The organism is Oleiagrimonas sp. C23AA (assembly GCF_011759385.1).
In the GTDB taxonomy this organism is placed as follows: Bacteria; Pseudomonadota; Gammaproteobacteria; order Xanthomonadales; family Rhodanobacteraceae; genus Oleiagrimonas.
In genome coordinates, this window is sequence record NZ_JAARLY010000009.1 from 37045 (window position 1) to 60594 (window position 23550).

Consider the following 23550-nt stretch of genomic DNA (forward strand, 5'->3'; position numbering starts at 1 on the left):
TTGGGGCGCGCCCTGATCAGGCGCGCCGGCGTGAATGGAACGACCGCTCACAGCAGTCGCGGCGCTCACGGCGCCTGGAAATGCTTTTTCAGATCGGCCCAGCATTCGGTGTAGCCGGTCTGGCGATGCGCGGCGCCAAGCGCCTGGGCGCAAGGCCGGATCACCCGGCGGGTCTCGAACATGAAAGCCATGGTACCGGTCAGGTGATCGGCCTTCGACAGCTCGGCGGCCGAGGCCTTCTCGAAGGTGGCCGCGTCCGGGCCGTGGCCGCTCATGCAGTTGTGCAGGCTGGCGCCACCGGGCACGAAGCCGCCGCTGCGCGCCTCCTTGGCATCGTATTCGCCCACAATCAATCCCATGAACTCGCTGGCCACGTTGCGGTGGAAATACGGCGGGCGGAAAGTATGCTCGGCCACCAGCCAGCGCGGTGGGAAGATCACAAAATCCATGTTCGCCGTGCCCGGCGTGTCGCTGGGCGAGGTCAGCACGGTGAAAATGGAAGGATCGGGATGATCCACACTGATCGAACCGATGGTGTTGAAGCGGCGCAGGTCGTATTTGTACGGCGCGTAATTGCCGTGCCAGGCGACCACATCCAGCGGCGAATGATCGATGGCGGCGCGCCACAGATGCCCGCCAAAACGCGCGATCAGCTCAAAATCACCTTCGATGTCCTCGTAGGCCGCCACTGGGCTGAGGAAATCGCGCGGCAGCGCCAGGCTGTTGGCGCCGATGGGACCAAGATCGGGCAGGCGCAGCTGCGCGCCAAAGTTCTCGGCCACGTAGCCACGCGCCTGGCCATCGGGCAGCTCGACGCGAAAACGCACGCCACGCGGCATGACGGCAATTTCCTCCGGCTCGAGCTCCAGCACACCCAGCTCGGTATGCAGGCGCAGCCGGCCCGACTGCGGCACGATCAACAACTCGCCATCGGCGTCATAGAAATAACGCCCGTCCATGGAACGGTTGGCGGCGTACATGTGTATGCCGACACCGGACTGCTCATCGGCGCTGCCATTGCCGCCCATGCTGTAAAGACCGTCGACGAAATCGGTCGGCGCCTCGGGCATCGGCAGCGGATCCCAGCGCAGTTGATCGGGCGACACGGGGCCGTGCGCGAACTCGCCGCTCAGACGCGGCTGCGCATAGGCCTCGAACATGCCGTGCACCGCCGCCGGGCGGATGCGATACAGCCAGCTGCGACGGTTCTCGCTGCGTGGCGCGGTGAATGCGGTGCCGGAAAGCTGCTCGGCGTAGAGCCCGTGCGCCACGCGCTGCGGCGAGTTCTGACCCACCGGCAGCGTGCCGGCCACGGCCTCGGTGGCAAATTCGTTGCCGAAGCCGCTCTGGTATCTGATGGACGTCTCGTTCATGCCAATCCTCCATACCTCTTCGTTGCGCCGCCTGGCTGGCCAGCATAGTCTTTCCGGCGATGCTGAATTGGGGAATCCAGCATCAATCAAATCTCATGGAGAGCACCACATGACCGAAGATCGGAGCGCACTCGTGCGCGACCTCGTCACGCCCTTGGCCAGCGGCAAGGGATGGATCAAGTTTCTGGGCATTATCACCATCGTCGGCGCCGCTTTGAGCGTGCTGAGCACGTTCGGCCTTGGACTGTTGGTGGCCTGGCTGCCCATCTGGATGGGCGTACTGCTTTGGCAGAGCGGCGGTGCACTCGAACGGGCACAGATGTCCGGCGACGAAGCCTCGATGCGCATGGCGCTGGGCAAGCTGCGCACGTACTTTGTCATCCAGGGCATCCTCATCGTGATCAGCTTCGCGCTCGTGCTGATGGTGTTCGTCCTGGGTATCGGCTCGGCCATCTTCAGCGGCATGCATCACGCGCTGTGAAACCTACCGCGGGCCGGTGGCAGGTGACGCCACCGGCCCGGCTCCACTGAGGTCCGCTTAAAGGAAGCCGCGCTTCATCTGGTCGCGCTCGATGGACTCGAACAGGGCCTGGAAGTTGCCCTCGCCGAAACCCTCGTTGCCCTTGCGCTGGATGATCTCGAAGAAGATCGGACCAATGCAGTTCTGCGTGAAGATCTGCAGCAGCAGCTTCTTCTTGGTGTCCATGTCGGCGTCGATCAGGATCTTGTTCCTGGCCAGACGCGGCACATCCTCACCGTGGCCCGGGATGCGCTGGTCGACCACCTCGAAATAGGTGTCCGGCGTATCCAGGAATTCCATGCCGGACGCGCGCATGGCCTCGACCGTCTCATAGATGTTGTCGGTGAAGCAGGCGATATGCTGGATGCCCTCGCCCTTGTACTCGTCCAGATACTCGTTGATCTGGCTCTTGGGATCGTTGGACTCGTTCAGCGGGATGCGCACGATGCCGTCCGGCGCGGTCATGGCCTTGGACTTCAGGCCCGTCTTGGCACCCTTGATGTCGAAGTACTTGATCTCGCGGAAGTTGAACAGGCGCTCGTAGTAGTCGGCCCACTTGGCCATGTTGCCGAAGAACAGGTTGTGGGTCAGGTGATCGATGAAGGTCAGACCGAAGCCCTTCGGATGACGGTCCACGCCCTCGATCCACTCGAACTGGTCCTCGTACACTTCGCCCTTGTCGCCATAGGTGTCCACCAGGTACAGCATGCAGTCGCCGATGCCCTTGATCACCGGCACATCGATGGCACGGGTATCGGCCTTGTGGTCGATTTCCTCCGCACCGTTGGACTTGGCCGTGGCCAGCACCTGATCGGCGCCCTTGTTGAAGCGGATCGCAAAACCGCTGGCACAGGGACCGTGCGCCTTGGCGAAATCGGCGGCGAAGGAATCGGGCTGCTCATTGACCAGGAAGTTGCAGTCGCCCTGGCGATACAGTGTCACCTGCTTGGTCTTGTGCCGGGCCACCGCGGTAAACCCCAAGCGCGGGAACAGGTCGTGCAACAGCTTGGGATCGGGTGCGGCAAATTCGACGAATTCAAAGCCATCCACGCCCATCGGGTTTTCGAACGTGGTCACCTGCATGCCAAGATTAGGCTGTGCATTCATGGGGTTTTCCTCCGGATAGTGCGTGCAATGAGCCACCGCTTGCGCGGCGAGGACGACCGTTATAGTTTCATATGTAACCATTTGCAAGAGGCACCGCAGCATGCCCCGACCCGCATCACGCCCCGCCGGATCACCGGCACCCGCTGCCGCCGAGCACGCCCCGCTGGCACTGGAGCATTTCCTGCCGTACCGGTTGTCGATCCTGTCGAACACCGTCAGCGGCGCCATCGCCCGCGACTATCAGCAGCGCTTCGAGCTGTCGATGACCGAGTGGCGCGTGATGGCCGTACTGGGCCGCTACGAGGCGCTGTCGGCCAAGCAGGTGGCCGAGCGCACCGCGATGGACAAGGTCGCCGTCAGCCGCGCGCTGTCGCGACTGGTCGAAGCCGGCCGTGTGGACCGGGCCACCCATCACAATGACCGCCGCCGCTCGGTGCTGCGTCTCAGCGAGGAGGGCTGGAAGGTGCATGACGCGGTGGCCCCGATCGCCCGTGCCCACGAGGCGCAACTGCTGGAACGGCTCGACCACGACGAGCGCCAGTGGCTGGAACGCATCCTTTGCACGCTGGAACAGGGCACCCTTGAGCGCCGCCCTGACCCATCATCCAGCGACGAAGCGCCCGCGTCAGCTGCGAGCGACACATGACATCGGCTATCCGGACCCCGCGGCCCTGTCCCCGCGGCCGTAAACAGCCCCCAGTCGCACCGATCCTTGCGATCGGGCTAAGGACAGGCTAATGCCTCACGCATTAAGCTTGGGGCATCCATGGGCTGCAGATTCTCGCAGACCGAGCGCACACGTCCCAGGAACGCCATGACCATCACCAATATCGATGCCGCCAACGAGGGCATCTCGGCCGACGATTTCACGCGACTTGAACCGGTGCCCGAGGCGGGCATGCAACGCGCCATGGACATCATGCGCTCGGGCAAGCTGTTCCGCTATGGCGGCAAGCGCCCCGAGGACTGTGAAGTCGCCCTGCTGGAGCGCGACTTCGCCGACTACCTGGGCGTCCGGCACGCGCTGGGCGTGAGCTCGTGCACCCAGGCCATCGAACTGGCCCTGCTGGCCTGCGGTGTCGAGGCAGGCACCCGCGTATTGGTGCCGGGCTTCACCTTCACTGCCGTACCCAGCGCCATCGTCGTGCTCGGCGCCGAGCCGGTGTTCGTCGAATGCACCGACGACTACCGCATTGACCTGGAAGATCTGGAGCGCAAGATCGGCGACGACACGCCGGTGCTGCTGCTGTCACACATGCGCGGCCACATTTGCGAGATGGACACCATCATGCGCCTGTGTCAGGCCCGTGGCGTGAAAGTGGTGGAAGACGCCGCGCATGCGCTGGGCGCGCGCTGGCACGATCAGGCCGTGGGCACGTTTGGCCGGGTCGGCTGCTTCTCGTTCCAGTCCAACAAGATCATCAACGCCGGCGAAGGCGGCATGCTGACCACCGACGATGAGCAGATCATCGTCAAGGCGATCTACCTGTCCGGCGCCTACGAAACCAACTATCGCAAGCACTTCAATGCCGACAGTGCGCTGTTCGAGCGCTACGCCGGACAGCTGCCGGCGCACAACGTGCGCATGAACAACCTGACCGCTGCCGTGGCGCGGCCACAACTGGCCCTGCTTGATGAGCGCGGGCATCGATACCGGCAGATGTACGCCTATCTGGAACAGCATCTGTCCGCACTGGGCCTGGAACTGCCAAGGGCTTATGCGGCCGAGACGCGCATCCCCGATTCGCTGCAGTTTCGCGTGCCGCAGCTGAGCACCGAGCAGATGCAGGCTTTCATCGCCCAGGCGCGCGACGCCGGGTTGCCGCTGTCGGGATTTGCCGACCCCAACAATGCCCGCGCGTTCTACAACTGGCGTTACCTGGGCAAGGCCATTCCCGAGCTGCCGCAGACGCGGCGCTCGCTGCAGAACGTCTGCGACATGCGCCTTTCGTCCACGCTGCAGCAGCGCCACCTGGACTACATTGTCAGCACGGTGCGTGACGCGCTTGCGGCGCTGGCGCCGCCATCGGTCAAGGTGGCCGGTCAGTGAATGTCGGGCCGCTGGCCCGGCTCGGCTTCGCTGCCCTGAACCTCCGCATCGGCCGCGGGCGCCTCGGTGTCCGGCAGCCGGCGCTTGACCAGGTGGCGCACCAGCAGCAATGGCGCCCAGGCGGCCACGATCAGCACCGGCCAGCGCAGCAGGCCAAGCCAGTGCTGGGTCACGTCGGCGAATTTGAGCGACAGATAGAAAAGGCCCGTGGTCCAGATCGCCGCCGCCACCACCACCGCGCCCATGAAGCGACGCAACGGCATGGCGAAGAATCCATAGGTGGTATACGCCGGCAGGCGCAAGCCGGGCATGAAGCGCACCACGAACACGCCGGCCACCAGGCGCTCGTCCAGCCATACTTTCAGCGCGGCGAAACGCTTGGCGTGGCGCACGCGCTGCGAAATGCGATTGAGCGCGATCAGCCGTCCCAACCCGTAAAGCCCGGCATCACCCACCACAATACCCACATACAGCGCCGGCAGCGCCACGGCAGTGGCCACCACGCCATCAGCCACCAGCATGCCGGTCACCACCGTGGTCATGTCCTCGTGGATCAGCGTTCCGGCAATGATGGCCAGCGCCATCAGCCAGGGCGCCTGCGATGGCACCGAACGCAACCAGTGCAACAGATCGGGCAGGCCTGACGCCACCCCCTCACCCAACGACCCAGCCACATGCTCGAACACGTCTTACCTCGCTACCGCCATACCATTCCAACGTGCCGGCAACGGCCGCACATCGACTCGACGACCGGCTTGGCTGGCCGTCTGCACGGGAGCATCCTCGCATGATCGGCCGGTTTGCCCGGCGCCCGGGAACCACGTCCGCCCCGCGGACCGTCTCCATCATGGAGAGGGCGCCCCAGTTTGTCATCTACGCGCTGCATATTCCCTACTGCCTGTACCTGATGGTGCGCTACCGCGGCCTGACCCTGCCCACCATCGCCAATCCAGGCATCGACGGCAGCGGGCTTTCCAACGAGTCCAAGGCGGAACTCTTCGAGCTGATGGGCCCGCTGGGACGGCGCCATCTGCCGGCCTACGTGGCCATCGAGGCCGGCGCCGATGCAATGGCACGGGCCCGGCAAGCCATGGTCGAGGTGGGGCTCAGTTTCCCGTTTATCGTCAAGCCCGATATCGGCCGACGCGGCTTCGGCGTCAAGCTGGTGCACAACGAGGCCGAGCTGGCCAAGCATCTGGCGCGCTTCCCGGCGGGCATCAAGCTGCTGATGCAGCGCTATGCGGCCGGACCGGGCGAAGTGGCGGTGTTCTATCTGCGCATGCCCTCGCAGGCACACGGCAAGATTCTGGCGCTGACCATCAAGCACTTTCCGGAAATGGTCGGCGACGGCCGCTCGACCCTGCGCGAACTGATTGTGCAAGATGACCGCGCACGCGCCTTTGCCAAGGTCTACTTCAAGCGAAATCGCGAGCATCTGGATGACGTGCTGGCGCCGGGCGAGCGCTTTCGCCTGGTCACCGTGGGCAACCATGTGCGTGGCGCGGCCTTCGAGAACGGCAGCCAGCACATCACCCCGGCCATGGAAAAAGCCTTCGATACCATCGCGCAGGAAGTCCCCGGCTTCTTCATCGGTCGCTTCGACGTGCGCTACACCACGCTGGAAGCGCTCAAGCGCGGCGAAGAATTTTCCATCGTCGAGTACAACGGTGCCGGTGGCGAACCCACCCATATCTGGGACCCGCGCACCAGCATTGCCGAGACCTACGCCGGCCTGCTCGAGCACTGGAAATACCTGTACGCCGTCGGCGCCGAAAACCGCGCCCGCGGCGAACGCCCGATGAGCCTGCGTCAGGTGATTTCGCGCTTTCTGGCCGAGCTTCGGCTGATCAGCCGCTATCCCGACGAGGAATAATGCGCACCTGCGCTGATCGAGAGCGCGACACCACCGCAAGCCTGATAAATCGCGTCCGACGCGGTCGGGCGGGTCGATAGTCCCCACACCACCATCCGCTCACGCACCCGCGTCGGACGCAAAACCCTCGCCGGACTTACTTGATGCCGTGCATCAGGCGATTGATCAGCGGTGCCAGCAAGAACAACAGCACGCCGCCGCCGGCCAGAATCCAGAAACCCATGGTGTAGCCGGACAGTGCCGAGGCCACCGTCAGCCCGCCCTCGCCGCTGACGTGGCCGGCGAACAGGCCCGCCAGGTTGTTGCCAATGGCCGTGGACAGGAACCAGCCGCCCATGGCCAGGCCGACCAGGCGCATCGGCGCCAGCTTGGTGACCATGGAAAGCCCGATCGGTGACAGGCAAAGCTCGCCGGCGGTCTGCAGCACGTAACACAGCACCAGCGTCCACAGCGGAATCATGCCGCTGGCATCGACCAGCGAAGACAGCGCAAACATCAGCACGGCAAAGCCCAGCGCGTTGCCGATCAGGCCCAGGCCGAACTTGCGCGGAATCGACGGCTCGGCGCCGCGCCCGTCCAGCCACGCCCAGGCCGCGGCAATCAGCGGCGCCAGCGCGACAATGGCCACCGGGTTCACCGACTGGAACCAGCCCACCGGGAACTGCCAGCCGCCCAGGTTGCGATCGACGATGTTCTGCGCCAGGAAGTTGAATGAGCTGCCCGCCTGCTCGAAGAACATCCAGAACAGCACATTGAAGGCGAAGATGATCAGCATGGCGATCACGCGGTGGATCTGCACGCGGCCGTTGCGCACCGCCTCGACCACCAGCATCACCGCCACGCCCAGGAAAAGCGCCATCAGCAGCCATTGGATCACCACCGCGCCGGCGCCGTCCATCAACAGATAGACCAGCGGCACGGCCACCGCCACACCGATGATGACGTAAAGCAGGCGCTTGGGATCGGCCATCTCGGCGCTGAGCGGCCGACCGATATCGCCCAGCATGCGCCGGCCGATCCAGAACCACACCAGGCTGATCAGCATGCCGATGCCCGAGGCGGCGAACACCACGTGGTAGTTGTGGTGGCTGTCGCTGCCAAACACCTTGTCGGCCAGTATGCTGGTCAGGATCGGCGCAATCAGCGCGCCGGCGTTGATGCCCATATAGAAAAGCGTGAAGCCACGGTCGCGGCGCGAATCGCCGGTGGCATAGAGCTGGCCCACCATCGAGGAAATGTTGGGCTTGAACAGGCCGTTGCCGACGATGACCATCGACAGCCCGAAGACGAACACCGAGTGGTACGGCAGCATGATCGCGAAAAGCCCCGCCGCCATCACCACCGCACCCAGCAGGATCGAGCGCTGATAGCCGATGATCTTGTCGGCGACGTAGCCGCCAAATACCGCGGTGGCATAAACCAGCGCCAGATAGGCGCCGTAGGTACGGCTGGCCGAGGCTTGGCCGGCCTCATCGCCGTTCCAGAACTGCGCCACGATGTACAGCGTCAGCGCCCAGCGCATGCCGTAGAAGGCAAAGCGCTCCCAGAATTCGGTCATGAACAGCATCCACAACGGTCGTGGATGGCCCATGGTCTGCGGAAACTGCGGCGCGGCGGGCGCCTGATCGTGGCTGGTCATGCGGTAAGAACGTCCCCTGATCCATGCGACGCAGAAGCTTGCGTCATTCGCATGAACTTACGAAAAGAACGTGCAGATGTACCTGCCCGCGCCGGGGGCGTCAATCCCGGCGCGCTCGATCAACGACCCAATTCGGTGCGCACGTCCAGCAATTCCGGGAAGAAACGCAGCTCCAGCGCCTGCTTGAGAAAACCCACGCCGGACGAGCCACCGGTGCCACGACGATGGCCGATGATGCGCTCGACCGTCTTCATGTGGCGAAAACGCCACAGCTGGAAGTGCTCCTCGATATCCACCAGCGTTTCGCACAGGTGGTACTCCTGCCAGTAGGTGGCCGGATCCTCGTAGATGGCCTTGAACACCGGCAGCAGCGCCTCGTCGGCACAGTAGGCCTGGCGCCAGTCGCGCTCAAGGCGCGAGGCCGGCACCGCATGGCCGCGTCGCGCCAGCCAGGCCAGCGCGCGGTCATACAGGCCCGGCGCGTCCAGGCGTGCCGCCAGCGCTGCATGGGCTTGTGGATCGTGCGCGAACACCTCCAGCATTTGCGCGCTCTTGTTGCCCAGCGCAAATTCCACCTGACGGTACTGCGCCGACTGGAAACCCGAGGACGGCCCCAGCCGATCGCGAAACTGCAGATATTCGTGCGGCGTCAGCGTCTCCAGCACCGCCCACTGCTCAAACAGCTGACGCTGGATCTGCTTGACCCGCGCCAGGATCTTCAAGGCCGCGTCCATGGCATCGGCATCGATATGCGCCATCGCCGCATCCAGCTCGTGCAGGATCAGCTTCAGCCACAGCTCGGAAACCTGATGCTGCACGATGAACAGCATCTCATCGTGATAGGCCGGCTCGGACAACGGGCGCTGCGCATTCAGCAACAGGTCCAGGCGCAGATAACCGGCATAGGTGAGGCGGCCTTCGAGGTCGCGCTCGATGCCCTGCTCCAGTTCACGCTGGTTCGATTCACTCATGGCACTTGGCAAAAACGCGCGTGGAAAGGCGCCAAGCATAGCAACTGCGAGGGCCATTCCGGCCGCAAGGCTTTGCTGCGCTGTACCTTGCCTTGCCATATGCCCTGTTGTTATCAAGGGCGGCCCATCCGCGGACATCGCGGCGTGTCGGCCCCGCTGGAAGGGCCTGCGCTGCACGTATTCAGCCGCTCGCGGCCCCGGATGCCGCCCGGCGTGAGACAATAGGCGCTTTGCGGCGCCTGCATCTCAGGCACGGCCTGCGCAGCTTCGCTCCCTGGACGGGGAACGGATGCCGCGCGGCCATGGTCTGGTATGCGGCCCACGCCAGCGACGGCTTCCATCTTTCTCCACCTCACCTTCGGGAGGATCTCGTGTCCATCGCCGCCACTTTCGAAATCCAATACCTGCAGTACCTCGATCCCGAGGGCAAACAGGTGCGTGACGACCTGCCGGCCTTCGCCGAAGACACCGAGCACATGGTCGAGCTGTACAAGCTGATGGTGTCCACGCGCGTATTCGATGCCAAGTCGGTGGCGCTGCAGCGCACCGGCAAGCTGGGCACCTACGCCTCGTGCCTGGGTCATGAAGCGGCTCACGTCGGCATCGGTTCGGCGATGGCCGCCGAGGACGTGCTGGCGCCGAGCTACCGCGAATACGGCGCACAGCTGTATCGCGGCGTGCAACCGCGCGAGGTCTACACCTACTGGGGCGGCGACGAGCGCGGCAACGATTACCAGAACGAGCCGGCACGTCACGATTTTCCGTGGTCGGTGCCGATTGCCACGCAGTGCCTGCACGCGGCCGGCTCGGCGCTGGCCTTCAAGATCCGCGAGGAAAAGCGCGTGGCCGTGTGCACCATCGGCGACGGCGGCTCCTCCAAGGGCGATTTCTACGGCGCCATCAACATCGCCGGCGCGCAGAAGCTGCCGCTGGTGGCGGTGATCGTCAACAACCAGTGGGCGATCTCCGTGCCGCGCCATATCCAGACCGGCGCCGAAACGCTGGCGCAGAAGGGTATCGCCGCCGGCATCCCGACCATCCAGGTCGACGGCAACGACATCATCGCCGTGCGCAAGGCCATGGGTGATGCCCTGGAGCGCGCCCGCAACGGCGAAGGCCCCAGCGTGATCGAGGCGGTCACCTATCGCCTGGGCGATCACACCACCGCCGACGACGCGCGCCGCTACCGCGGCGAGGACGAGGTCAAGGACGCCTGGACCAAGGACCCGGTGGTGCGCCTGCGTGCCTGGCTGGAAGCCAAGGGCGTGTGGAACGAGGAAAAGGAAGAAGCCTGGAAGGCCGAGTGCGACGAGTGGATGGACAACGAGGTCAACGCCTATCTGGAAAACAAGGCGCAACCGACCTCGGCGATCTTCGACTACACCTTCGCCGAGATGCCCGAAGACCTGGCGCGCCAGCGCGAGCAGGCCATCGAACTCGACCGCCAGTAAGGTTCCAGGAGTAGCAACACATGGCACAGATCACCCTTATTGAAGCAGTGACCCAGGCGCTGGCGTACGAGATGCAGCACGACCAAAGCGTCGTCGTGCTGGGCGAGGACGTGGGCGTCAACGGCGGCGTGTTCCGCGCCACGCAGGGCCTGCAGAAGAAGTTCGGCGAACTGCGCGTGCTCGACACGCCGCTGGACGAAACCACCATCGCCGGCGTCACCGTAGGCATGGCCGCGCAGGGCATGAAGCCGGTGGCCGAGGCCCAGTTCGAAGGCTTCATCTACCCGATGATGGAGCAGATTGCCTGCCACGCCGCCCGCCTGCGCAACCGCACCCGCGGCCGCCTGACGGTGCCGGCGGTGTTCCGCGCGCCCTGGGGCGGCGGCATCCGCGCGCCCGAGCATCACTCGGAAGCCAACGAACACCTGTTCACCAACATCCCGGGCCTGCGCGTGGTCATGCCGTCCTCGCCGGCACGCGCCTACGGCCTGCTGCTGGCCGCGATCCGCGATCCGGACCCGGTGATGTTCTTCGAGCCCAAGCGCATCTATCGCCAGTACAAGGAAGAAGTGCCCGACGACGGCGAAGCGCTGCCGCTGGACGTGTGCTTCGTGCTGCGCGATGGCACCGACGTGACCCTGGTGACCTGGGGCGCGCAGGTGAAGGAGTGTCTGGAAACGGCCGACGCACTGGCCGAGGAAGGCATCAGCGCCGAAGTCATCGACGTGGCCACCCTGACGCCGCTGGACTTTGACACCATCGCCGAGTCGGTGTCCAAGACCGGCCGCTGCGTGATCGTGCACGAGGCACCCAAGACCGCCGGCTTCGGTGCCGAAATCGCTGCGCGTCTGGCCGAGGAATGCCTGTACGACCTGCTGGCGCCGGTGCAGCGCGTCACCGGTTACGACACGCACATTCCGCTGTTCCGCCAGGAAATGAAGTACCTGCCCAGCGTCGAGCGCATCAGCGCCGCCGTGCACAAGACGCTGGCGGTAAGCTGAGTTCCTTGCCGGGAGCCGCCGCGGGCCGACGCGCCCCGCTGCGGCTCCCCGTTACCCATTCTCCATTCCCGGATAAAAGCCATGGCTGATATCAAGACATTCAACCTGCCCGACCTTGGCGAGGGCCTGCCCGACGCCACCATCGTCGAGTGGCACGTGAAGGAAGGCGACGACATCAAGCTCGACGCGCCGCTGGCGTCGATGGAGACGGCCAAGGCCGTGGTCGACGTGCCCTCGCCCTATACCGGCAAGGTGGTCAAGCTGCACGGCGCTGAAGGCGACGTCATCGAAACCGGTTCGCCACTGGCCGACTTCGAGCCCGATCCCAATGCCAAGCAGCGCGCCGATTCGCAGGATACCGGCCACCACCACGGCCCGAAAAAGAAAAAGGACGAGCCGAAAAAGATCGTCACCGCTTCTGATGAGGGCGGCGAGATCGAGTCCGGCGAAGGCGATCGCGAGGATGCCGGCACCGTGGTCGGCGCCATGTCCGCTGGCGACACCGTGCATGTGGAGCAGGTCTCCAGCGCCGGTGGCGTGAAAGCCGTGCCGGCCGTGCGCGCGCTGGCCCGCAAGCTCAAGGTGGATCTGTCCAAGGTACGCGCCAGCGGCGCCGAGGGCGTGATCACGCTGAAAGACGTCAAGCAGGCCGCCGCCGACGGCAGCGCCCCGCTGGGTGCCGCGCCGGCCCGCGCCTCGGCCGTGTCGCAGCAGAGCGCCGCTGCGGCGCCGGCTGCCGCGCCGCAGCGCAGCACCACCTCGCAGTCGGGCAAGCCGATGCGCACGCGCCCGCCGGCCAGCGACGCCGTGCTGGGTCAGCCCGAGCAGCTCAAGGGCGTGCGTCGCAACATGGCACGCGTGATGGCCGATGCGCATGCCAACGTGGTGCCGACCACCATCGTCGACGACGCCGACCTGCATGCCTGGATCGGCAAGCAGGACATCACCGCCCGACTGGTGCGCGCGATCTGTGCCGCCTGCAAGGCGGTGCCGGCGCTCAACGCCTGGTTCGACGGCGACAACCTGACCCGCACCATGCATCCGCACGTGGACATCGGCATTGCCGTGGACACCGAGGACGGCCTGTTCGTGCCGGCGCTGCGCAATGCCGACATGCTCGACGGCGCCGGCGTGCGTTCGGCCATCAAGCGCCTGCGCACGCAGGTCGAGGACCGCTCGATCCCGTCCTCGGAGCTGTCCGGCTACACCATCAGCCTGTCCAACTTCGGCATGTTCGCCGGCCGCTACGCCACGCCGGTGGTGGTGCCGCCGACGGTCGCCATCATCGGTGCCGGCAAGCTGAGCCACGATGTGGTCGCGGTGATGGGTGGCGTCGAAACCCATCGCCGCATGCCGCTGTCGCTGACCTTCGATCACCGCGCCGCCACCGGCGGCGAGGCCGCGCGCTTCCTGAAGGCGCTGATCGACGACATGTCGCAGCCCAACTGATCGGCACCGTCAGCTCATGCAATATGAAAAAAGGGCGCCCTGCGGGGCGCCCTTTTTTTGGCATTGTCGGCCGCTTCAGCGGTAGTCGCCATACTCGAGACACGTCTCGCTTTCCCACGGAATGCCGCATGCACCACAGCCGCCAGTGTCACCTGGTGATCGATTGCCACGGCGCCGACCTTGAACAGGCCGCCGCACGCCGGAGTCGTGCGTTGGGCCATGGCATAACCAACGCTGGCAATGCCGATACGCGCTATGCGGTGCTCGACACGCCACCGGACGCGCTGCGCGTACCGCTGCAACGGGTCGACCACGACAGCCGCGTGCACCTGGATCTTGAAACCGATGATCTGGAAGCCGAAGCGGCGCGCCTGGAAGCGCTCGGCGCGACACGCATCCAGCAGGTGCAAGGGCGCTGGTGAGTGATGCAGGCGCCGACCGGCCATCGCTTTTGCATCGTGCACCGAGCCGACGGCCTGCATGGCGCACACGTCAATCGCCGGGACTGAACGTGCGCGAAGGCGGTCAGCGCGGCTTGGGCCAAAGCCGCGCGCGCAGCGGCACGGCAGACAACAGCACCACGGTAAAACCGGCATAGGCGTACAGCGCCGACATCACCTGCGGCCACATGTCGCCCGGACGCGAACCGGCCATGCCCGCCACGGCGTGCGCGCTGCTCTGGTAACCCCACATATCACACACCACGGCGGCTGCCAGCGACAACACGATCACAGCGCTATCGAACAAGCGGCGCCGCGCGTGCTTGGGCAGATGACGGGGAAACAGCCCGTACAGCACCGCCATGATGATCAGACAGGGGGCCATCAGAAACAGCCCGAGGAAGCGCATCAGTCGGCGTCGGCCAGCGATGCCAGCGCTTGGCGCGCCCGCGCCATGGCATCGTCGCGTGCGGCCGGATCGGCATAGGCGGGGCTTTCGGCCAGCACATCGTCGCCGACACTGAGCACAAACACCTTGTCGCGTGCCTGCACGATGGCCTCGGCACCCATCAACGCGCGCGTGGCCATGCCGGCGGCCTTCGGATCATCAAAGCCACGCGACAGCGCCAGCTCGGCGCCATCGGCATCGACAAAGCGGAAGTGAAATTTGCCATCGGCCTCGCGGAAGCTGACAAAGCGCGCACGCTTGGCCGCCTTCTTCTTCGCTTTCTTCACCGGCGCCGGCTTGGCCTGGCCCAGGCCCACCGCCTCGCGCAGACGTTCCAGCAGCGGCGTGGCCTGGGCGCGCGCCTTCTTGGCACCATCACGCAGCACGTCGGCGATCTCGTCCGGACGCGCCATCAGCGCGTCGTAATGCTCGCGCATTGGCGCCACATCGCGCTCCAGGCGCTCGAACAGCTGCTTCTTGGCCTCACCCCAGGCCATGCCGCCCTTGAGCGCATCGGCAAAGGCCGCGCCTTCATCGGCCGAGGCAAACGCCTGGTAGATGGTAAACAGCGCCGTGCCCTCGGCCTGCTTCGGCTCGCCCGGCTCGCGCGAGTCGGTGACGATGCGCGAAATGGCCTCGCGCATGCGCTTGGGGCCACCCTCGAACAGCGGGATGGTGTTGTCGTAGCTCTTGGACATCTTGCGCCCGTCCAGACCCGGCAGCGTGGCCACGTGGGCCTCGACATGGGCTTCGGGCAGGGTGAAGAAATCACCATCGTAAAGATGATTGAAGCGCTGCGCGATGTCGCGCGCCATTTCGATGTGCTGCACCTGATCGCGGCCCACCGGTACCTTGTTGGCGTTGAAGGCCAGAATGTCCGCAGCCATCAGCACCGGGTACATGTAAAGCCCGGCGGTGATGCCGGCATCGGCGTCTTCACCGGACTCGGTGTTCTTGTCCACCGCCGCCTTGTAGGCATGCGCGCGATTGAGCAGGCCCTTGGCGGTGACGCAGGTCAAAAGCCAGGTAAGCTCCGGAATTTCCGGAATATCCGACTGCTGATAGAAGGTGGTGCGCGCAGGGTCCAGGCCGGCGGCCAGCCAGGTGGCGGCGATCTCCAGGCGCGAGCGCTGCACACGGGCCGGATCATCGCACTTGATCAGCGCATGGTAGTCGGCCATGAAGAAGAACGCGTCCACGCCCTCCTGCGTACTCTCGTGCACCGCCGGGCGAATGGCGCCGACGTAGTTGCCAAGATGCGGGGTGCCGGTGGTGGTGATACCGGTAAGGACTCGCGTGTTCATGCGTGGCGTGGCGTGATCAAAACGGTGAGTTTACGCCATCGCCGCGCGGCCCGCCGGAACGAGCCTGCGCGGCGCGGTGTCGCGTGGGCTCGCCTCAGCGCACCAGCGTGGACTTGCCGAACAGGCTTTCGACCAGATCCACGGCCAGACGTGCGGTGCGGTTGCGCTTGTCGTAGGCCGGATTGAGCTCGACGATATCCAGCGAGGCCATGCGGCCCGAGTCGCAGATCAGCTCCATGCACAGCTGCGCCTCGCGATAATTGGGGCCACCGCGCACGGTGGTGCCCACGCCCGGCGCGATGGTCGGGTCGAGAAAATCCACATCGAAGCTGACATGCAGGTGCGTGTCCTCGTCCATGTCGGCCAGCGCCGCCTCGACGGCCTTCTTCATGCCGTGCTCGTCGATGTAGCGCATGTCGTAGATGCCCAGTCCCTGCTCGTGGACGAACTTCTTCTCGCCATCGTCCACCGAGCGGATACCGATCTGGCGCACCGAGGTCGGCTCGATCGCCGGCACGTGCGAACCCAGGTGGGTCAACGGCTCGGGACCAAAGCCACACAGGCAGGCCACCGGCATGCCGTGCACATTGCCCGAGGGCGTCAGCTGGTTGGTGTTGAAGTCGGCATGCGCGTCCAGCCACAGCACGCGCAGCTTCTTGCCCTGCTCGCGGCAGTGGCGCGCCACGGCGGTGATCGAGCCGATCGCCAGGCAATGGTCACCACCGAGCATGATCGGGAAATGCCCCTGCGAAAGCTCGGCATAGGTGGCATCCATCAGTGCCTTGTTCCAGGCCACCACGCCATCCAGGTGGCGATAGCCTTCTTCCGGCGGCAGCCACGGATTGAGCGGACCGGTCAGGTTGCCGCGATCGACCACCTCCATGCCACGCCCGCGCAGGGCCTTGTCGATACCGGCCACGCGCAGCGCTTCCGGGCCCATCGACGCGCCGCGATGGCCGGCGCCGATATCGGTGGGAACGCCAATCAGGGAAATCGGGGGATGCTGTCGCATGAAACACCTAGCTTTGTTCGAAAACACGTTGCAAAAATCAAAGGCCGAACGCCGGCGCGGCGCACACGCAGCACACCGGCAAGGCCCGAAACGGATCTACCTCAGTGCGCGGACTCGTGCACCACGGGCAGCTGCCGCGCACGCCAGCCCATCATGCTGCCCTTGAGAAGGCGCACATGGGTGAAGCCAAGGCGATCAAGCGTGGCCTTGGCGCGCGCCGCACGTCGACCGCTGTGACAATAAACGATGATCGGCTGATCGCGGCGGGCGTGCAGCGCACCGTAGCGCGCCGCCACCTGACTGACCGGCACATTCAGCGCGCCGGCGATATGCCCTTCACGGTATTCGTGCGGCGTGCGCACATCGACCAGCAGCGGCGCCTGATGCGCCTTTTGCAGCTGCACCAGTCGTGCCGGCCGCATCGGCCCCTGAGCGGCCCAGACGGGCACCGCACCGGCGCCCAGCAACAGCGCCATCGTCCACATCGCGCGCTTGATCATCACGCCCTCCGCAACTTGAAAAAGGCCGCACATCGGCGCGGCCCGGTGATCGATAAGCGGCCTTCACGGCCGAACGGCCTCCTGCCGTCCCGAGACAGACAAGCATGCCACCGTCGCCCCGGCGGGTCGGCCATTGTAGCCGACCCGTCGCGGTCACGCAGATGACAACGCGCGCTACAGATCGGCGCCGGTCTGGGCCTCACTCAAGACCCAAAGCCCCTCTGCAGCCTTTGCATCGGTGGCCCAGCGACAAACCCCCACCGAGCGATTGGCGTCGCCGCGCTCGATCTCATGCAGATCACCCACCAGCTGGGCGATATCGCAGTTCTCGCAGTACACACCGCCCTTGCCCTGCAGCTGCGGACTGGTGGCAGCCCAGACACTGGTGGCTGCGCCCTGCTGCACATTCTTGTAGCCACGATCGAGGTCGGTCACCGGTTGACCGTTTTCATCCAGAGCGCCGATTTTCTTGAGTTCATCCTCGCTCATGTAGCGCGCAAGATCGGTGATGATGCCGCCCGGATGCACCGAGAACGCGCGCACGCCGTGCGCCCTGCCACGGGCATCCAGTCCTACGGCAAACAAGGCGTTGGCCGTCTTGGACTGACCGTAGGCCAGCCAAGGGTCGTAAGCGCGCTGATTGAAATGAGGGTCATCCAGATCCACTGCCGCATAGCGATGCCCCAATGACGACAGCGCCACCACGCGGGCACCGCCACTTTCGCCTGCCCGCTTGAGCGCCGGCCAAAGTCTCGCCGTCAGCTGGAAGTGCCCCAGATGGTTGGTGGCAAATTGCAGCTCGTAGCCGCGTGCATCTCGGGTAAGTGGGCAGGCCATGATGCCGGCACTGTTGATAAGGATGTGCAGCGGTACATCGCGGGACAGATACTGCTCGGCGAAGGCATCGATGGACGCCGGATCGGCCAGATCCATGGGCACGATATCGACATCGATGCCATGCAGGTTGCGCCGCGCCTTGTCCAGATCGCGCGCCGGCACCACCACGCGGGCACCGGCCCGGGTCAAGGCTCGCACCGTCTCCACACCAATGCCCGAGTAACCGCCGGTCACGATGGCATGCTTGCCGTGCAAATCCACGCCGGCCAGCACCTCACGCGCCGTGCTTGCCGCGCCAAAGCCGCTGTGAATGGGCGTTTGTGTCGTCTTCATGGCTCACTCCTGGGTTGGGAAGTGGCCAGCCTAAGATGCAAACGCGGTACGATGAATGCGTGTGAATCCGCCATTCATGAGAATTCGTACCAATATGCACGATGACCCACTCTCGCACCTCTTGCGCCTGGCGCAGATTGAATCGGTGGTGTCCGGCGGATTCAGCACCGGCGGCCAGTGGGCGATGCGCTTTCCGGCACCTGACAAGGTGAAGTTCTTCGTCGCCATCCGCGGCAGCTGCTGCTTTCATTTCGACGACGATCCGCAACCCCTGCACCTGGCCAGCGGCGACGTGGTTTTGCTGGCCGCGCCGCGAGGTTTCATCGTCGGCAACCATGCCACCGAGCACCCGACGCCCGCGCGCGAAGCATTCGCCGGACGCCCCGGCGCCATCGTCCACGTCGGCAGCAAAACCGAACAGGAGCAGATGTTCCTGGGCGGACATGTGCGTCTGGCATCAACATATGGGCACCTGCTGAGCGAAGCCCTGCCGCCGTACATCCATGTGCAAAGCCGCACCAACTTGCCACAGGCAACCGCGCTGAGCTGGGTGCTCGATCAATTGGTGCATGAGCACGAAGCCCTGCCCGGCGCCGGATTGGCGCGCTCGCAATTGGCCCATCTGCTGTTTGTGCAGGTCCTGCGCGCGCACTTGGCGGCGGGTGGCACGCTGCCGGCCGGCTGGTTGCGTGCCGCCACCGATGCACGTTTGGCACCCGCGCTTCGCGGCATGCATGAAGCACCACAGCATCCATGGCGACTGCAGGAACTGGCGCAGCGTTGCGCCATGTCACGCACCCGGTTTGCGGCCCTGTTCCGCGAGGTGGCCGGTCAGACGCCGCTGGCCTATCTCACGGCGTGGCGGATGCAACTGGCCGCGCGCGCCCTGGATGAAGAAAACGCCAGCGTGGCGCAACTGGCGCAGCAACTGGGTTACGGCTCGGAAAGCGCGTTCAGCCACGCCTTCAAACGTGCTACCGGGAAGTCACCGCGGCACTACGCACGTGCGTTGAACGGCCAAGGCGTCGCATCATCGGCGTAACCGCCGGCGCACTGCCAGTTCAAGGAGAATGGTGCCGCTTGTCCGATTCGAACGGACGACCTACCGCTTACAAGGCGGTTGCTCTACCAGCTGAGCTAAAGCGGCGAGGGGCGTGATTCTAGCAGGCCGGCGAGGCCTTGGCAGCGTCTAGAAACAGGGTAGCGGTTTGGCCTGCACATCCGGATCACCGACGTGGGCCTTCCAATCAAGCGTGGCGCCGGGCTTGAAGACCACATCCAGCCAGAACTGCGGCAGGGTTTCGGTGCGCGCCTTCATCAGCGGCTTGAAGCCCAGTGCGATGATGCGATCACGACGGTGGATGGCATTGTCCTTGTCGTGGAACAACCCCAGCGACACCGTATTCAGGCGATCACCGGCGGTCACCACGTAGTAATCGTGCACGCCCTTGGCCGCCAGCTGTCGCGCCTCGACCAGCGCCTGCTCACGCGAGGGAAACGCGGGCAGGTACACCCACCAGCCGGTGAACTGATCGGCCTGGCTCTGCTGCGTGCGCGAACGCTGCACGCCGCTCAGCTCGCTCAGCAACTGCCGGGTATCGGCCTGGGTATCGAACGGGCCGATGCGCAGACATTGCGGCGCCGACGCGGTCGGCGCGGGAGTGCCGGGCGCGGCCGGTGCAGCCGTTGATGGCGAACTCGCAGTCGCCTTCGCCACCGAAGTGGCCACCGATGTATCGGCCGCGGGATTGTCGACGCTGACCGGCGGCGCCGGGGCCTGATCGGCCGGCTCGGGCGGTGCTTCGGAAAGCAACTGCAGCTCCGGAACACCGGGCGCGGTGGCGGGCACCTGATGATGCTGCGTGGGACCAAAGGTGAGCCACGCGGCCACCCCCACGTTCAAGGCAATCAGCAGCAGAAACAGCAGACGGACCAGCATCACCTCACCCCGGCGCGCCCTGCGGCGCGCTCACCCGCGCCCGATTGTAACGGGCGCGGCGACCGGCGCCAGCCATGCTCATCCCTGCGCATCGGCCCAGGCGCGAAGACCGTGCAGCACGGCATGGTGATGCAACTGCACGGGGCGTTCGATCAGTGCCGCAAGCGCCTGCGCGTCACCGCCGCCCAGCCACAAGCGGGCCTGCTCGCCCAGGCGCGGCTGCATGCGCAGATAAAAGCGTTCCACCAAGGCCGCCGCCGCATGCCAGCAGCCGGAGACCAGGCCATCGGCGGTGTTGTCGGCGGCATCGACCACGGCACCCTCGTCAGCGGGTCGGACCTGCGCCGTGGCGCCCAGCACCGATTGCTGCATCAGCCGCGGCCCCGGCGCAATCAAGCCACCCAGATGCAGCCCCTCGCCGGACAGTGCATCCAGCGTCAGCGCGGTGCCACATCCGACCAGCACGCAAGGCGCGGCGTGAGCGGCACGCGCCGCGACCATTCCCAGGAAACGATCGACACCTAGCCGCTGCGGCTGTGCGTAGGCATTGATCACGCCCGCGCCCTGCGCCGGCGTGCGCACCCAGTGCAGGACAGCGGCAGCCTGCACGGCGGAGGCCACTTGCACCTCGCGCTCGTGGTCCACCACCGACGCCAACCACACCGCCGACAGCGCCGGCGCCTGGCGCAAGGCTTCCTGCAGTGGACGCAAATAGTCGGCCTGCGACCAGGCCGCCGCGGCCACATCCAGCGCGCCCGAACCGTCGTCGAAGGCCCACTTCAAGCGCGTATTGCCCAGATCGACCAGCAACCTCATGCCATGCGCACCGATACTTCGCCACTGTCCACGGCCAACTCGCCATCGGCCGTCAGAACCCGCAGCGCGCCGCGCGCATCCACGCCGGCACCGGTGCCATGGAACTGGTGTTGCGGACCGCTCAAGGTCAGCTCGCGCCCGCGCAGCACATCGGCGGCGTTGTAGGCATCGATGAAGGCGGCAAAGCCCTCGCGCTCGAACTGGCGCAGCGTTTCGGCCAGCGTGCGAATCAACGTGGCCGCCACCTGATTTCGATCCGGCGCCTGACCACCGCACAAAGTGGCCAGATCGGTCACCGGCTGCCCGGCCTGCGCGCGCAACGCCTCGGGCAGGCGCACATTCAGACCGATGCCGATTACCGCCTCGCACGGCCCCTGAAACTCGCCGGACAGCTCCACCAGCACCCCAGCCAGCTTGGCCGGGCCGGCCAGCACATCGTTGGGCCACTTCAGGCCGACTCCCGCGATGCCCAGCGCCGAAAGCGTGCGCATCAGCGCCACGCCCACCGCAAGCGACAGCCCGGAAAGCTGCGCGAACCCCAGGTCGAAACGCTTCAGGCACGACACATAGATATTCAGCGCTGGCGGCGATAGCCAGTGCCGACCGCGACGGCCCCGCCCGGCGCTCTGCATTTCGGCCAGTACAAAGGAAAGGTCGGCCACATCGTCACGCCGCTGCAACTCGCTGGAGGTGGAATCAAGTTCCCAATGCACCTCCAGCGCACCCAGCGACAGATCTGCCAACCGCTCGCGCAAGGCGTGCTGATCCAGCAGCTGCACCGGCCACGGCAGGCGATAACCGGCGCCGGCCTGGGCATCGACCGGAAGGCCGCGCTGGCGCAGCGCCTCGATCTGCTTCCAGACCGCGGCGCGCGTGACGTGCAGATGATCGGCCAGCGCCGCTCCCGAGTGCGCCTGGCCTTCGGCCAGCGCTTCAAGCAGATCGCGAGGATGCATTATTGGCCACCGTCATCGGGCCATGTTGGACCGCTGCACGGCGCCTTTCTGGCGGGCCGATCCATCAAAAAAAGACTGCGCATTGGCAAAGTGTAACTGTTGCCCGCAATCGCGGCATATGCACTTGCGTTTGTGTAGAAAAAGTGGAAACGCCACGCGCCTTGTGCCAGTATCAACCATTGAGGTTCCGCTGAGAGGGGTGGACAGCCTTGAAAACGCTGACAATTTCCGTGGCATGCGTGGCCTTTCTCGGCGTGATTCCGGGGGCCCGTGCGGCCGATTCCGTGCTGGGCCAGCAGTGGGCCTCGGCAGCGGACAGCCTGCTTTCCGGCGTTACCAGCAGCACCGGGACCACCACCCTGAGCGGCAATGGCACCGACAACAGCAGTGTCAGTTCCGGCGCCATGCTGGGCAGCTCGCGCTCGGACAGCCTGAGCGATCGCCCCGTCAGTACCAGCAGCAACAGCGGTACCGATAGCTCCGAAGCCAGTGCGACCAGCAACGACCGCAGCTCAGTGCCCGACAACAGCAACAATCATGGCGGCGGCGGCCACTCGTCCTCGTCCAGGCTTGGCTGGCAATCGTTTCTTCCCGGCTCCATCCAGTAAGCACTTGGCTCGCTGCCTCGGCCGTCACCCTGCCACTGCACCTGAGCGCTGCGCCAGACGATGAGCTGGCTCGATCGCCTTCGCGGCAGGCATCCGCAACGCATTGATCCTGCCACCTGGCAGCAGGCTTGTGCGCAGGTACCGTTGGCACACGCCATGAGCGCGCCTCACCGCGAGCGCCTGCGCACCATTGCCGGATATTTTCTGGCCCACAAGCACCTACATGGCGCGGGCAGTTTCGATATCAATGACCACCAGCGCATGCTTATCGCCGTGCAGGCCTGCGTGCCGCTATTGATGCTGGGCGAACGCGCGCTACGCGGCTGGAGTGACGTCATTGTCTACCCTGGTCGTTTCAAGGTGCGTCGTCAGCGCCATCTGGCCGGCGGCGTGATCACCGAGTCGGACGACGTGCTGATCGGCGAGGCCTGGGAGCGTGGGCCGCTGATCCTCTCCTGGGCCGACATCGAGCACGATCTGGCCCATCCATGGGACGGCTACAACGTGGTCGTGCATGAAATGGCACACAAGCTGGACATGCTCGACGGTGGCACCGACGGTGTGCCGCTGCTACCCCGGCAAGTCTCGCGCAAGCGCTGGATCGAAACCTTCCAGCACGCCTACGATCGACTGGCCACGCTGGTGCGCGCCGGACAGCCCACGCATATCGACCCTTACGCGGCCGAGAATCCGCAGGAATTTTTTGCCGTCGTCAGCGAACTGCACTTTTCCGCGCCGCACCGGCTGCGCCAGCATGAACCCGGCGTGGCCGAGCTGCTGCACGGCTACTACGGGCCATCCCCCGCCCCGCTGTAAACGCCATCGCATACTTGGGCTACGCCAGCGATCCGCGAGAATCCACATGGACGCCATGGATCACCGGCGTCAGGCCGGTTGTCCATCTGGTCGCAGCCTCCACCCGA

Annotated in this window: 24 protein-coding genes and 1 tRNA gene; 11 read left to right on the plus strand and 14 right to left on the minus strand. The window is 65.4% G+C overall.

Going from position 1 to position 23550, the window contains the following annotated elements; all coding sequences use genetic code 11:
• Window positions 1-65: 65 nt before the first annotated feature.
• Window positions 66-1373: a homogentisate 1,2-dioxygenase gene (gene hmgA / locus HBF24_RS14380; RefSeq protein WP_167174264.1), complete on the minus strand. Its 1308-nt coding sequence runs from the start codon at window positions 1371-1373 to the stop codon at window positions 66-68.
• On the opposite strand from hmgA, the gene HBF24_RS14385 reads away from it, so the two are divergent.
• On the plus strand, window positions 1357-1854 hold the full coding sequence (locus HBF24_RS14385) for a DUF5362 domain-containing protein (RefSeq protein WP_240922592.1): 498 nt from the start codon (window positions 1357-1359) through the stop codon (window positions 1852-1854). The genes hmgA and HBF24_RS14385 overlap by 17 nt on opposite strands.
• A 57-nt stretch (window positions 1855-1911) precedes the next feature.
• Here HBF24_RS14385 and hppD read toward each other — a convergent pair whose 3' ends face one another.
• The gene (gene hppD / locus HBF24_RS14390; RefSeq protein WP_167174269.1) at window positions 1912-3000 is read right to left on the minus strand and encodes a 4-hydroxyphenylpyruvate dioxygenase; all 1089 of its coding nucleotides are present in this window, start codon (window positions 2998-3000) and stop codon (window positions 1912-1914) included.
• Between the two features lie 100 nt (window positions 3001-3100).
• On the opposite strand from hppD, the gene HBF24_RS14395 reads away from it, so the two are divergent.
• A complete protein-coding gene (locus HBF24_RS14395) occupies window positions 3101-3646 on the plus strand; it encodes a MarR family transcriptional regulator (RefSeq protein ID WP_167174272.1) in 546 nt (181 codons plus the stop codon).
• A gap of 168 nt (window positions 3647-3814) precedes the next feature.
• A complete protein-coding gene (locus tag HBF24_RS14400) occupies window positions 3815-5050 on the plus strand; it encodes an aminotransferase class I/II-fold pyridoxal phosphate-dependent enzyme (RefSeq protein WP_167174275.1) in 1236 nt (411 codons plus the stop codon).
• On the opposite strand, the gene HBF24_RS14405 is transcribed toward HBF24_RS14400, so the two are convergent.
• Window positions 5044-5736 carry a VTT domain-containing protein gene (locus HBF24_RS14405; protein ID WP_167174279.1) on the minus strand — a complete coding sequence of 231 codons (693 nt, stop codon included), beginning with the start codon at window positions 5734-5736 and terminating at the stop codon, window positions 5044-5046. The genes HBF24_RS14400 and HBF24_RS14405 overlap by 7 nt on opposite strands.
• A gap of 161 nt (window positions 5737-5897) precedes the next feature.
• On the opposite strand from HBF24_RS14405, the gene HBF24_RS14410 reads away from it, so the two are divergent.
• Window positions 5898-6923, plus strand: a complete 1026-nt coding sequence (locus tag HBF24_RS14410; protein ID WP_167174282.1) for a D-alanine--D-alanine ligase — start codon at window positions 5898-5900, stop codon at window positions 6921-6923.
• Window positions 6924-7059: 136 nt separating this feature from the next.
• Here HBF24_RS14410 and HBF24_RS14415 read toward each other — a convergent pair whose 3' ends face one another.
• Together HBF24_RS14415 and HBF24_RS14420 are read right to left on the minus strand one after the other, a co-directional pair.
• A complete protein-coding gene (locus tag HBF24_RS14415) occupies window positions 7060-8562 on the minus strand; it encodes a peptide MFS transporter (RefSeq protein WP_167174285.1) in 1503 nt (500 codons plus the stop codon).
• 119 nt (window positions 8563-8681) lie between these two features.
• A complete protein-coding gene (locus tag HBF24_RS14420) occupies window positions 8682-9533 on the minus strand; it encodes a tryptophan 2,3-dioxygenase family protein (RefSeq protein WP_167174288.1) in 852 nt (283 codons plus the stop codon).
• A gap of 371 nt (window positions 9534-9904) precedes the next feature.
• On the opposite strand from HBF24_RS14420, the gene pdhA reads away from it, so the two are divergent.
• The 4 genes from pdhA (at window position 9905) to HBF24_RS14440 (ending at window position 13856) form a co-directional block, all read left to right on the plus strand.
• A complete protein-coding gene (pdhA, locus tag HBF24_RS14425) occupies window positions 9905-10984 on the plus strand; it encodes a pyruvate dehydrogenase (acetyl-transferring) E1 component subunit alpha (RefSeq protein ID WP_167174291.1) in 1080 nt (359 codons plus the stop codon).
• A gap of 20 nt (window positions 10985-11004) precedes the next feature.
• Window positions 11005-11985: an alpha-ketoacid dehydrogenase subunit beta gene (locus tag HBF24_RS14430; RefSeq protein ID WP_167174294.1), complete on the plus strand. Its 981-nt coding sequence runs from the start codon at window positions 11005-11007 to the stop codon at window positions 11983-11985.
• Window positions 11986-12066: 81 nt separating this feature from the next.
• On the plus strand, window positions 12067-13434 hold the full coding sequence (locus HBF24_RS14435; protein ID WP_167174297.1) for a dihydrolipoamide acetyltransferase family protein: 1368 nt from the start codon (window positions 12067-12069) through the stop codon (window positions 13432-13434).
• A gap of 128 nt (window positions 13435-13562) precedes the next feature.
• Entirely contained in the window at window positions 13563-13856 is a 294-nt protein-coding gene (locus tag HBF24_RS14440; protein WP_167174299.1) for a VOC family protein, read from the plus strand.
• Window positions 13857-13959: 103 nt separating this feature from the next.
• Here the strand turns inward: HBF24_RS14440 and HBF24_RS14445 are convergent, their stop codons facing one another.
• From HBF24_RS14445 to HBF24_RS14465, 5 genes are all read right to left on the minus strand, one after another.
• A complete protein-coding gene (locus HBF24_RS14445; RefSeq protein ID WP_167174302.1) occupies window positions 13960-14259 on the minus strand; it encodes a hypothetical protein in 300 nt (99 codons plus the stop codon).
• 23 nt (window positions 14260-14282) lie between these two features.
• Window positions 14283-15626, minus strand: coding sequence for a tryptophan--tRNA ligase (locus HBF24_RS14450; RefSeq protein ID WP_167174305.1), 1344 nt, complete (start codon window positions 15624-15626; stop codon window positions 14283-14285).
• A 94-nt stretch (window positions 15627-15720) separates the two neighbouring features.
• Window positions 15721-16638 carry an arginase gene (gene rocF / locus HBF24_RS14455; RefSeq protein ID WP_167174308.1) on the minus strand — a complete coding sequence of 306 codons (918 nt, stop codon included), beginning with the start codon at window positions 16636-16638 and terminating at the stop codon, window positions 15721-15723.
• 101 nt (window positions 16639-16739) lie between these two features.
• A complete protein-coding gene (locus tag HBF24_RS14460; RefSeq protein WP_167174311.1) occupies window positions 16740-17138 on the minus strand; it encodes a rhodanese-like domain-containing protein in 399 nt (132 codons plus the stop codon).
• 174 nt (window positions 17139-17312) lie between these two features.
• Window positions 17313-18308, minus strand: a complete 996-nt coding sequence (locus HBF24_RS14465; RefSeq protein WP_167174314.1) for an oxidoreductase — start codon at window positions 18306-18308, stop codon at window positions 17313-17315.
• A 76-nt stretch (window positions 18309-18384) separates the two neighbouring features.
• Here HBF24_RS14465 and HBF24_RS14470 point away from each other — a divergent pair, with 76 nt between their 5' ends.
• The gene (locus tag HBF24_RS14470) at window positions 18385-19350 is read left to right on the plus strand and encodes an AraC family transcriptional regulator (protein ID WP_206064358.1); all 966 of its coding nucleotides are present in this window, start codon (window positions 18385-18387) and stop codon (window positions 19348-19350) included.
• Between the two features lie 29 nt (window positions 19351-19379).
• On the opposite strand, the gene HBF24_RS14475 is transcribed toward HBF24_RS14470, so the two are convergent.
• From HBF24_RS14475 to HBF24_RS14490, 4 genes are all read right to left on the minus strand, one after another.
• Window positions 19380-19455, minus strand: a tRNA-Thr gene (locus HBF24_RS14475).
• Window positions 19456-19497: 42 nt separating this feature from the next.
• A complete protein-coding gene (locus HBF24_RS14480) occupies window positions 19498-20247 on the minus strand; it encodes an SPOR domain-containing protein (protein ID WP_167174318.1) in 750 nt (249 codons plus the stop codon).
• A 78-nt stretch (window positions 20248-20325) separates the two neighbouring features.
• Window positions 20326-21063, minus strand: coding sequence for a type III pantothenate kinase (locus HBF24_RS14485; protein ID WP_167174321.1), 738 nt, complete (start codon window positions 21061-21063; stop codon window positions 20326-20328).
• Entirely contained in the window at window positions 21060-22019 is a 960-nt protein-coding gene (locus tag HBF24_RS14490; protein ID WP_167174324.1) for a biotin--[acetyl-CoA-carboxylase] ligase, read from the minus strand. Before HBF24_RS14490 ends, HBF24_RS14485 begins: the two co-directional genes overlap by 4 nt.
• A 209-nt stretch (window positions 22020-22228) precedes the next feature.
• On the opposite strand from HBF24_RS14490, the gene HBF24_RS14495 reads away from it, so the two are divergent.
• On the plus strand, window positions 22229-22627 hold the full coding sequence (locus HBF24_RS14495) for a hypothetical protein (RefSeq protein WP_167174327.1): 399 nt from the start codon (window positions 22229-22231) through the stop codon (window positions 22625-22627).
• 60 nt (window positions 22628-22687) lie between these two features.
• The gene (locus HBF24_RS14500; protein ID WP_167174330.1) at window positions 22688-23443 is read left to right on the plus strand and encodes a M90 family metallopeptidase; all 756 of its coding nucleotides are present in this window, start codon (window positions 22688-22690) and stop codon (window positions 23441-23443) included.
• The last annotated feature ends 107 nt before the right edge of the window (window positions 23444-23550 follow it).

Bases quoted from the DNA above. Each gene is read 5' to 3' on its own strand.
- HBF24_RS14485 (WP_167174321.1), bottom strand. From the start codon at position 21,063: ATGAGGTTGCTGGTCGATCTGGGCAATACGCGCTTGAAGTGGGCCTTC.
- HBF24_RS14480 (WP_167174318.1), bottom strand. From the start codon at position 20,247: ATGCTGGTCCGTCTGCTGTTTCTGCTGCTGATTGCCTTGAACGTGGGG.
- HBF24_RS14465 (WP_167174314.1), bottom strand. From the start codon at position 18,308: ATGAAGACGACACAAACGCCCATTCACAGCGGCTTTGGCGCGGCAAGC.
- HBF24_RS14420 (WP_167174288.1), bottom strand. From the start codon at position 9,533: ATGAGTGAATCGAACCAGCGTGAACTGGAGCAGGGCATCGAGCGCGAC.
- HBF24_RS14430 (WP_167174294.1), top strand. From the start codon at position 11,005: ATGGCACAGATCACCCTTATTGAAGCAGTGACCCAGGCGCTGGCGTAC.
- HBF24_RS14400 (WP_167174275.1), top strand. From the start codon at position 3,815: ATGACCATCACCAATATCGATGCCGCCAACGAGGGCATCTCGGCCGAC.
- HBF24_RS14460 (WP_167174311.1), bottom strand. From the start codon at position 17,138: ATGATCAAGCGCGCGATGTGGACGATGGCGCTGTTGCTGGGCGCCGGT.
- HBF24_RS14450 (WP_167174305.1), bottom strand. From the start codon at position 15,626: ATGAACACGCGAGTCCTTACCGGTATCACCACCACCGGCACCCCGCAT.
- HBF24_RS14410 (WP_167174282.1), top strand. From the start codon at position 5,898: ATGGAGAGGGCGCCCCAGTTTGTCATCTACGCGCTGCATATTCCCTAC.
- HBF24_RS14440 (WP_167174299.1), top strand. From the start codon at position 13,563: ATGCACCACAGCCGCCAGTGTCACCTGGTGATCGATTGCCACGGCGCC.
- hmgA (WP_167174264.1), bottom strand. From the start codon at position 1,373: ATGAACGAGACGTCCATCAGATACCAGAGCGGCTTCGGCAACGAATTT.
- HBF24_RS14470 (WP_206064358.1), top strand. From the start codon at position 18,385: ATGAGAATTCGTACCAATATGCACGATGACCCACTCTCGCACCTCTTG.
- HBF24_RS14415 (WP_167174285.1), bottom strand. From the start codon at position 8,562: ATGACCAGCCACGATCAGGCGCCCGCCGCGCCGCAGTTTCCGCAGACC.
- HBF24_RS14490 (WP_167174324.1), bottom strand. From the start codon at position 22,019: ATGCATCCTCGCGATCTGCTTGAAGCGCTGGCCGAAGGCCAGGCGCAC.
- HBF24_RS14435 (WP_167174297.1), top strand. From the start codon at position 12,067: ATGGCTGATATCAAGACATTCAACCTGCCCGACCTTGGCGAGGGCCTG.
- hppD (WP_167174269.1), bottom strand. From the start codon at position 3,000: ATGAATGCACAGCCTAATCTTGGCATGCAGGTGACCACGTTCGAAAAC.
- HBF24_RS14395 (WP_167174272.1), top strand. From the start codon at position 3,101: ATGCCCCGACCCGCATCACGCCCCGCCGGATCACCGGCACCCGCTGCC.
- HBF24_RS14500 (WP_167174330.1), top strand. From the start codon at position 22,688: ATGAGCTGGCTCGATCGCCTTCGCGGCAGGCATCCGCAACGCATTGAT.
- HBF24_RS14385 (WP_240922592.1), top strand. From the start codon at position 1,357: ATGGACGTCTCGTTCATGCCAATCCTCCATACCTCTTCGTTGCGCCGC.
- rocF (WP_167174308.1), bottom strand. From the start codon at position 16,638: ATGCGACAGCATCCCCCGATTTCCCTGATTGGCGTTCCCACCGATATC.
- HBF24_RS14445 (WP_167174302.1), bottom strand. From the start codon at position 14,259: ATGGCCCCCTGTCTGATCATCATGGCGGTGCTGTACGGGCTGTTTCCC.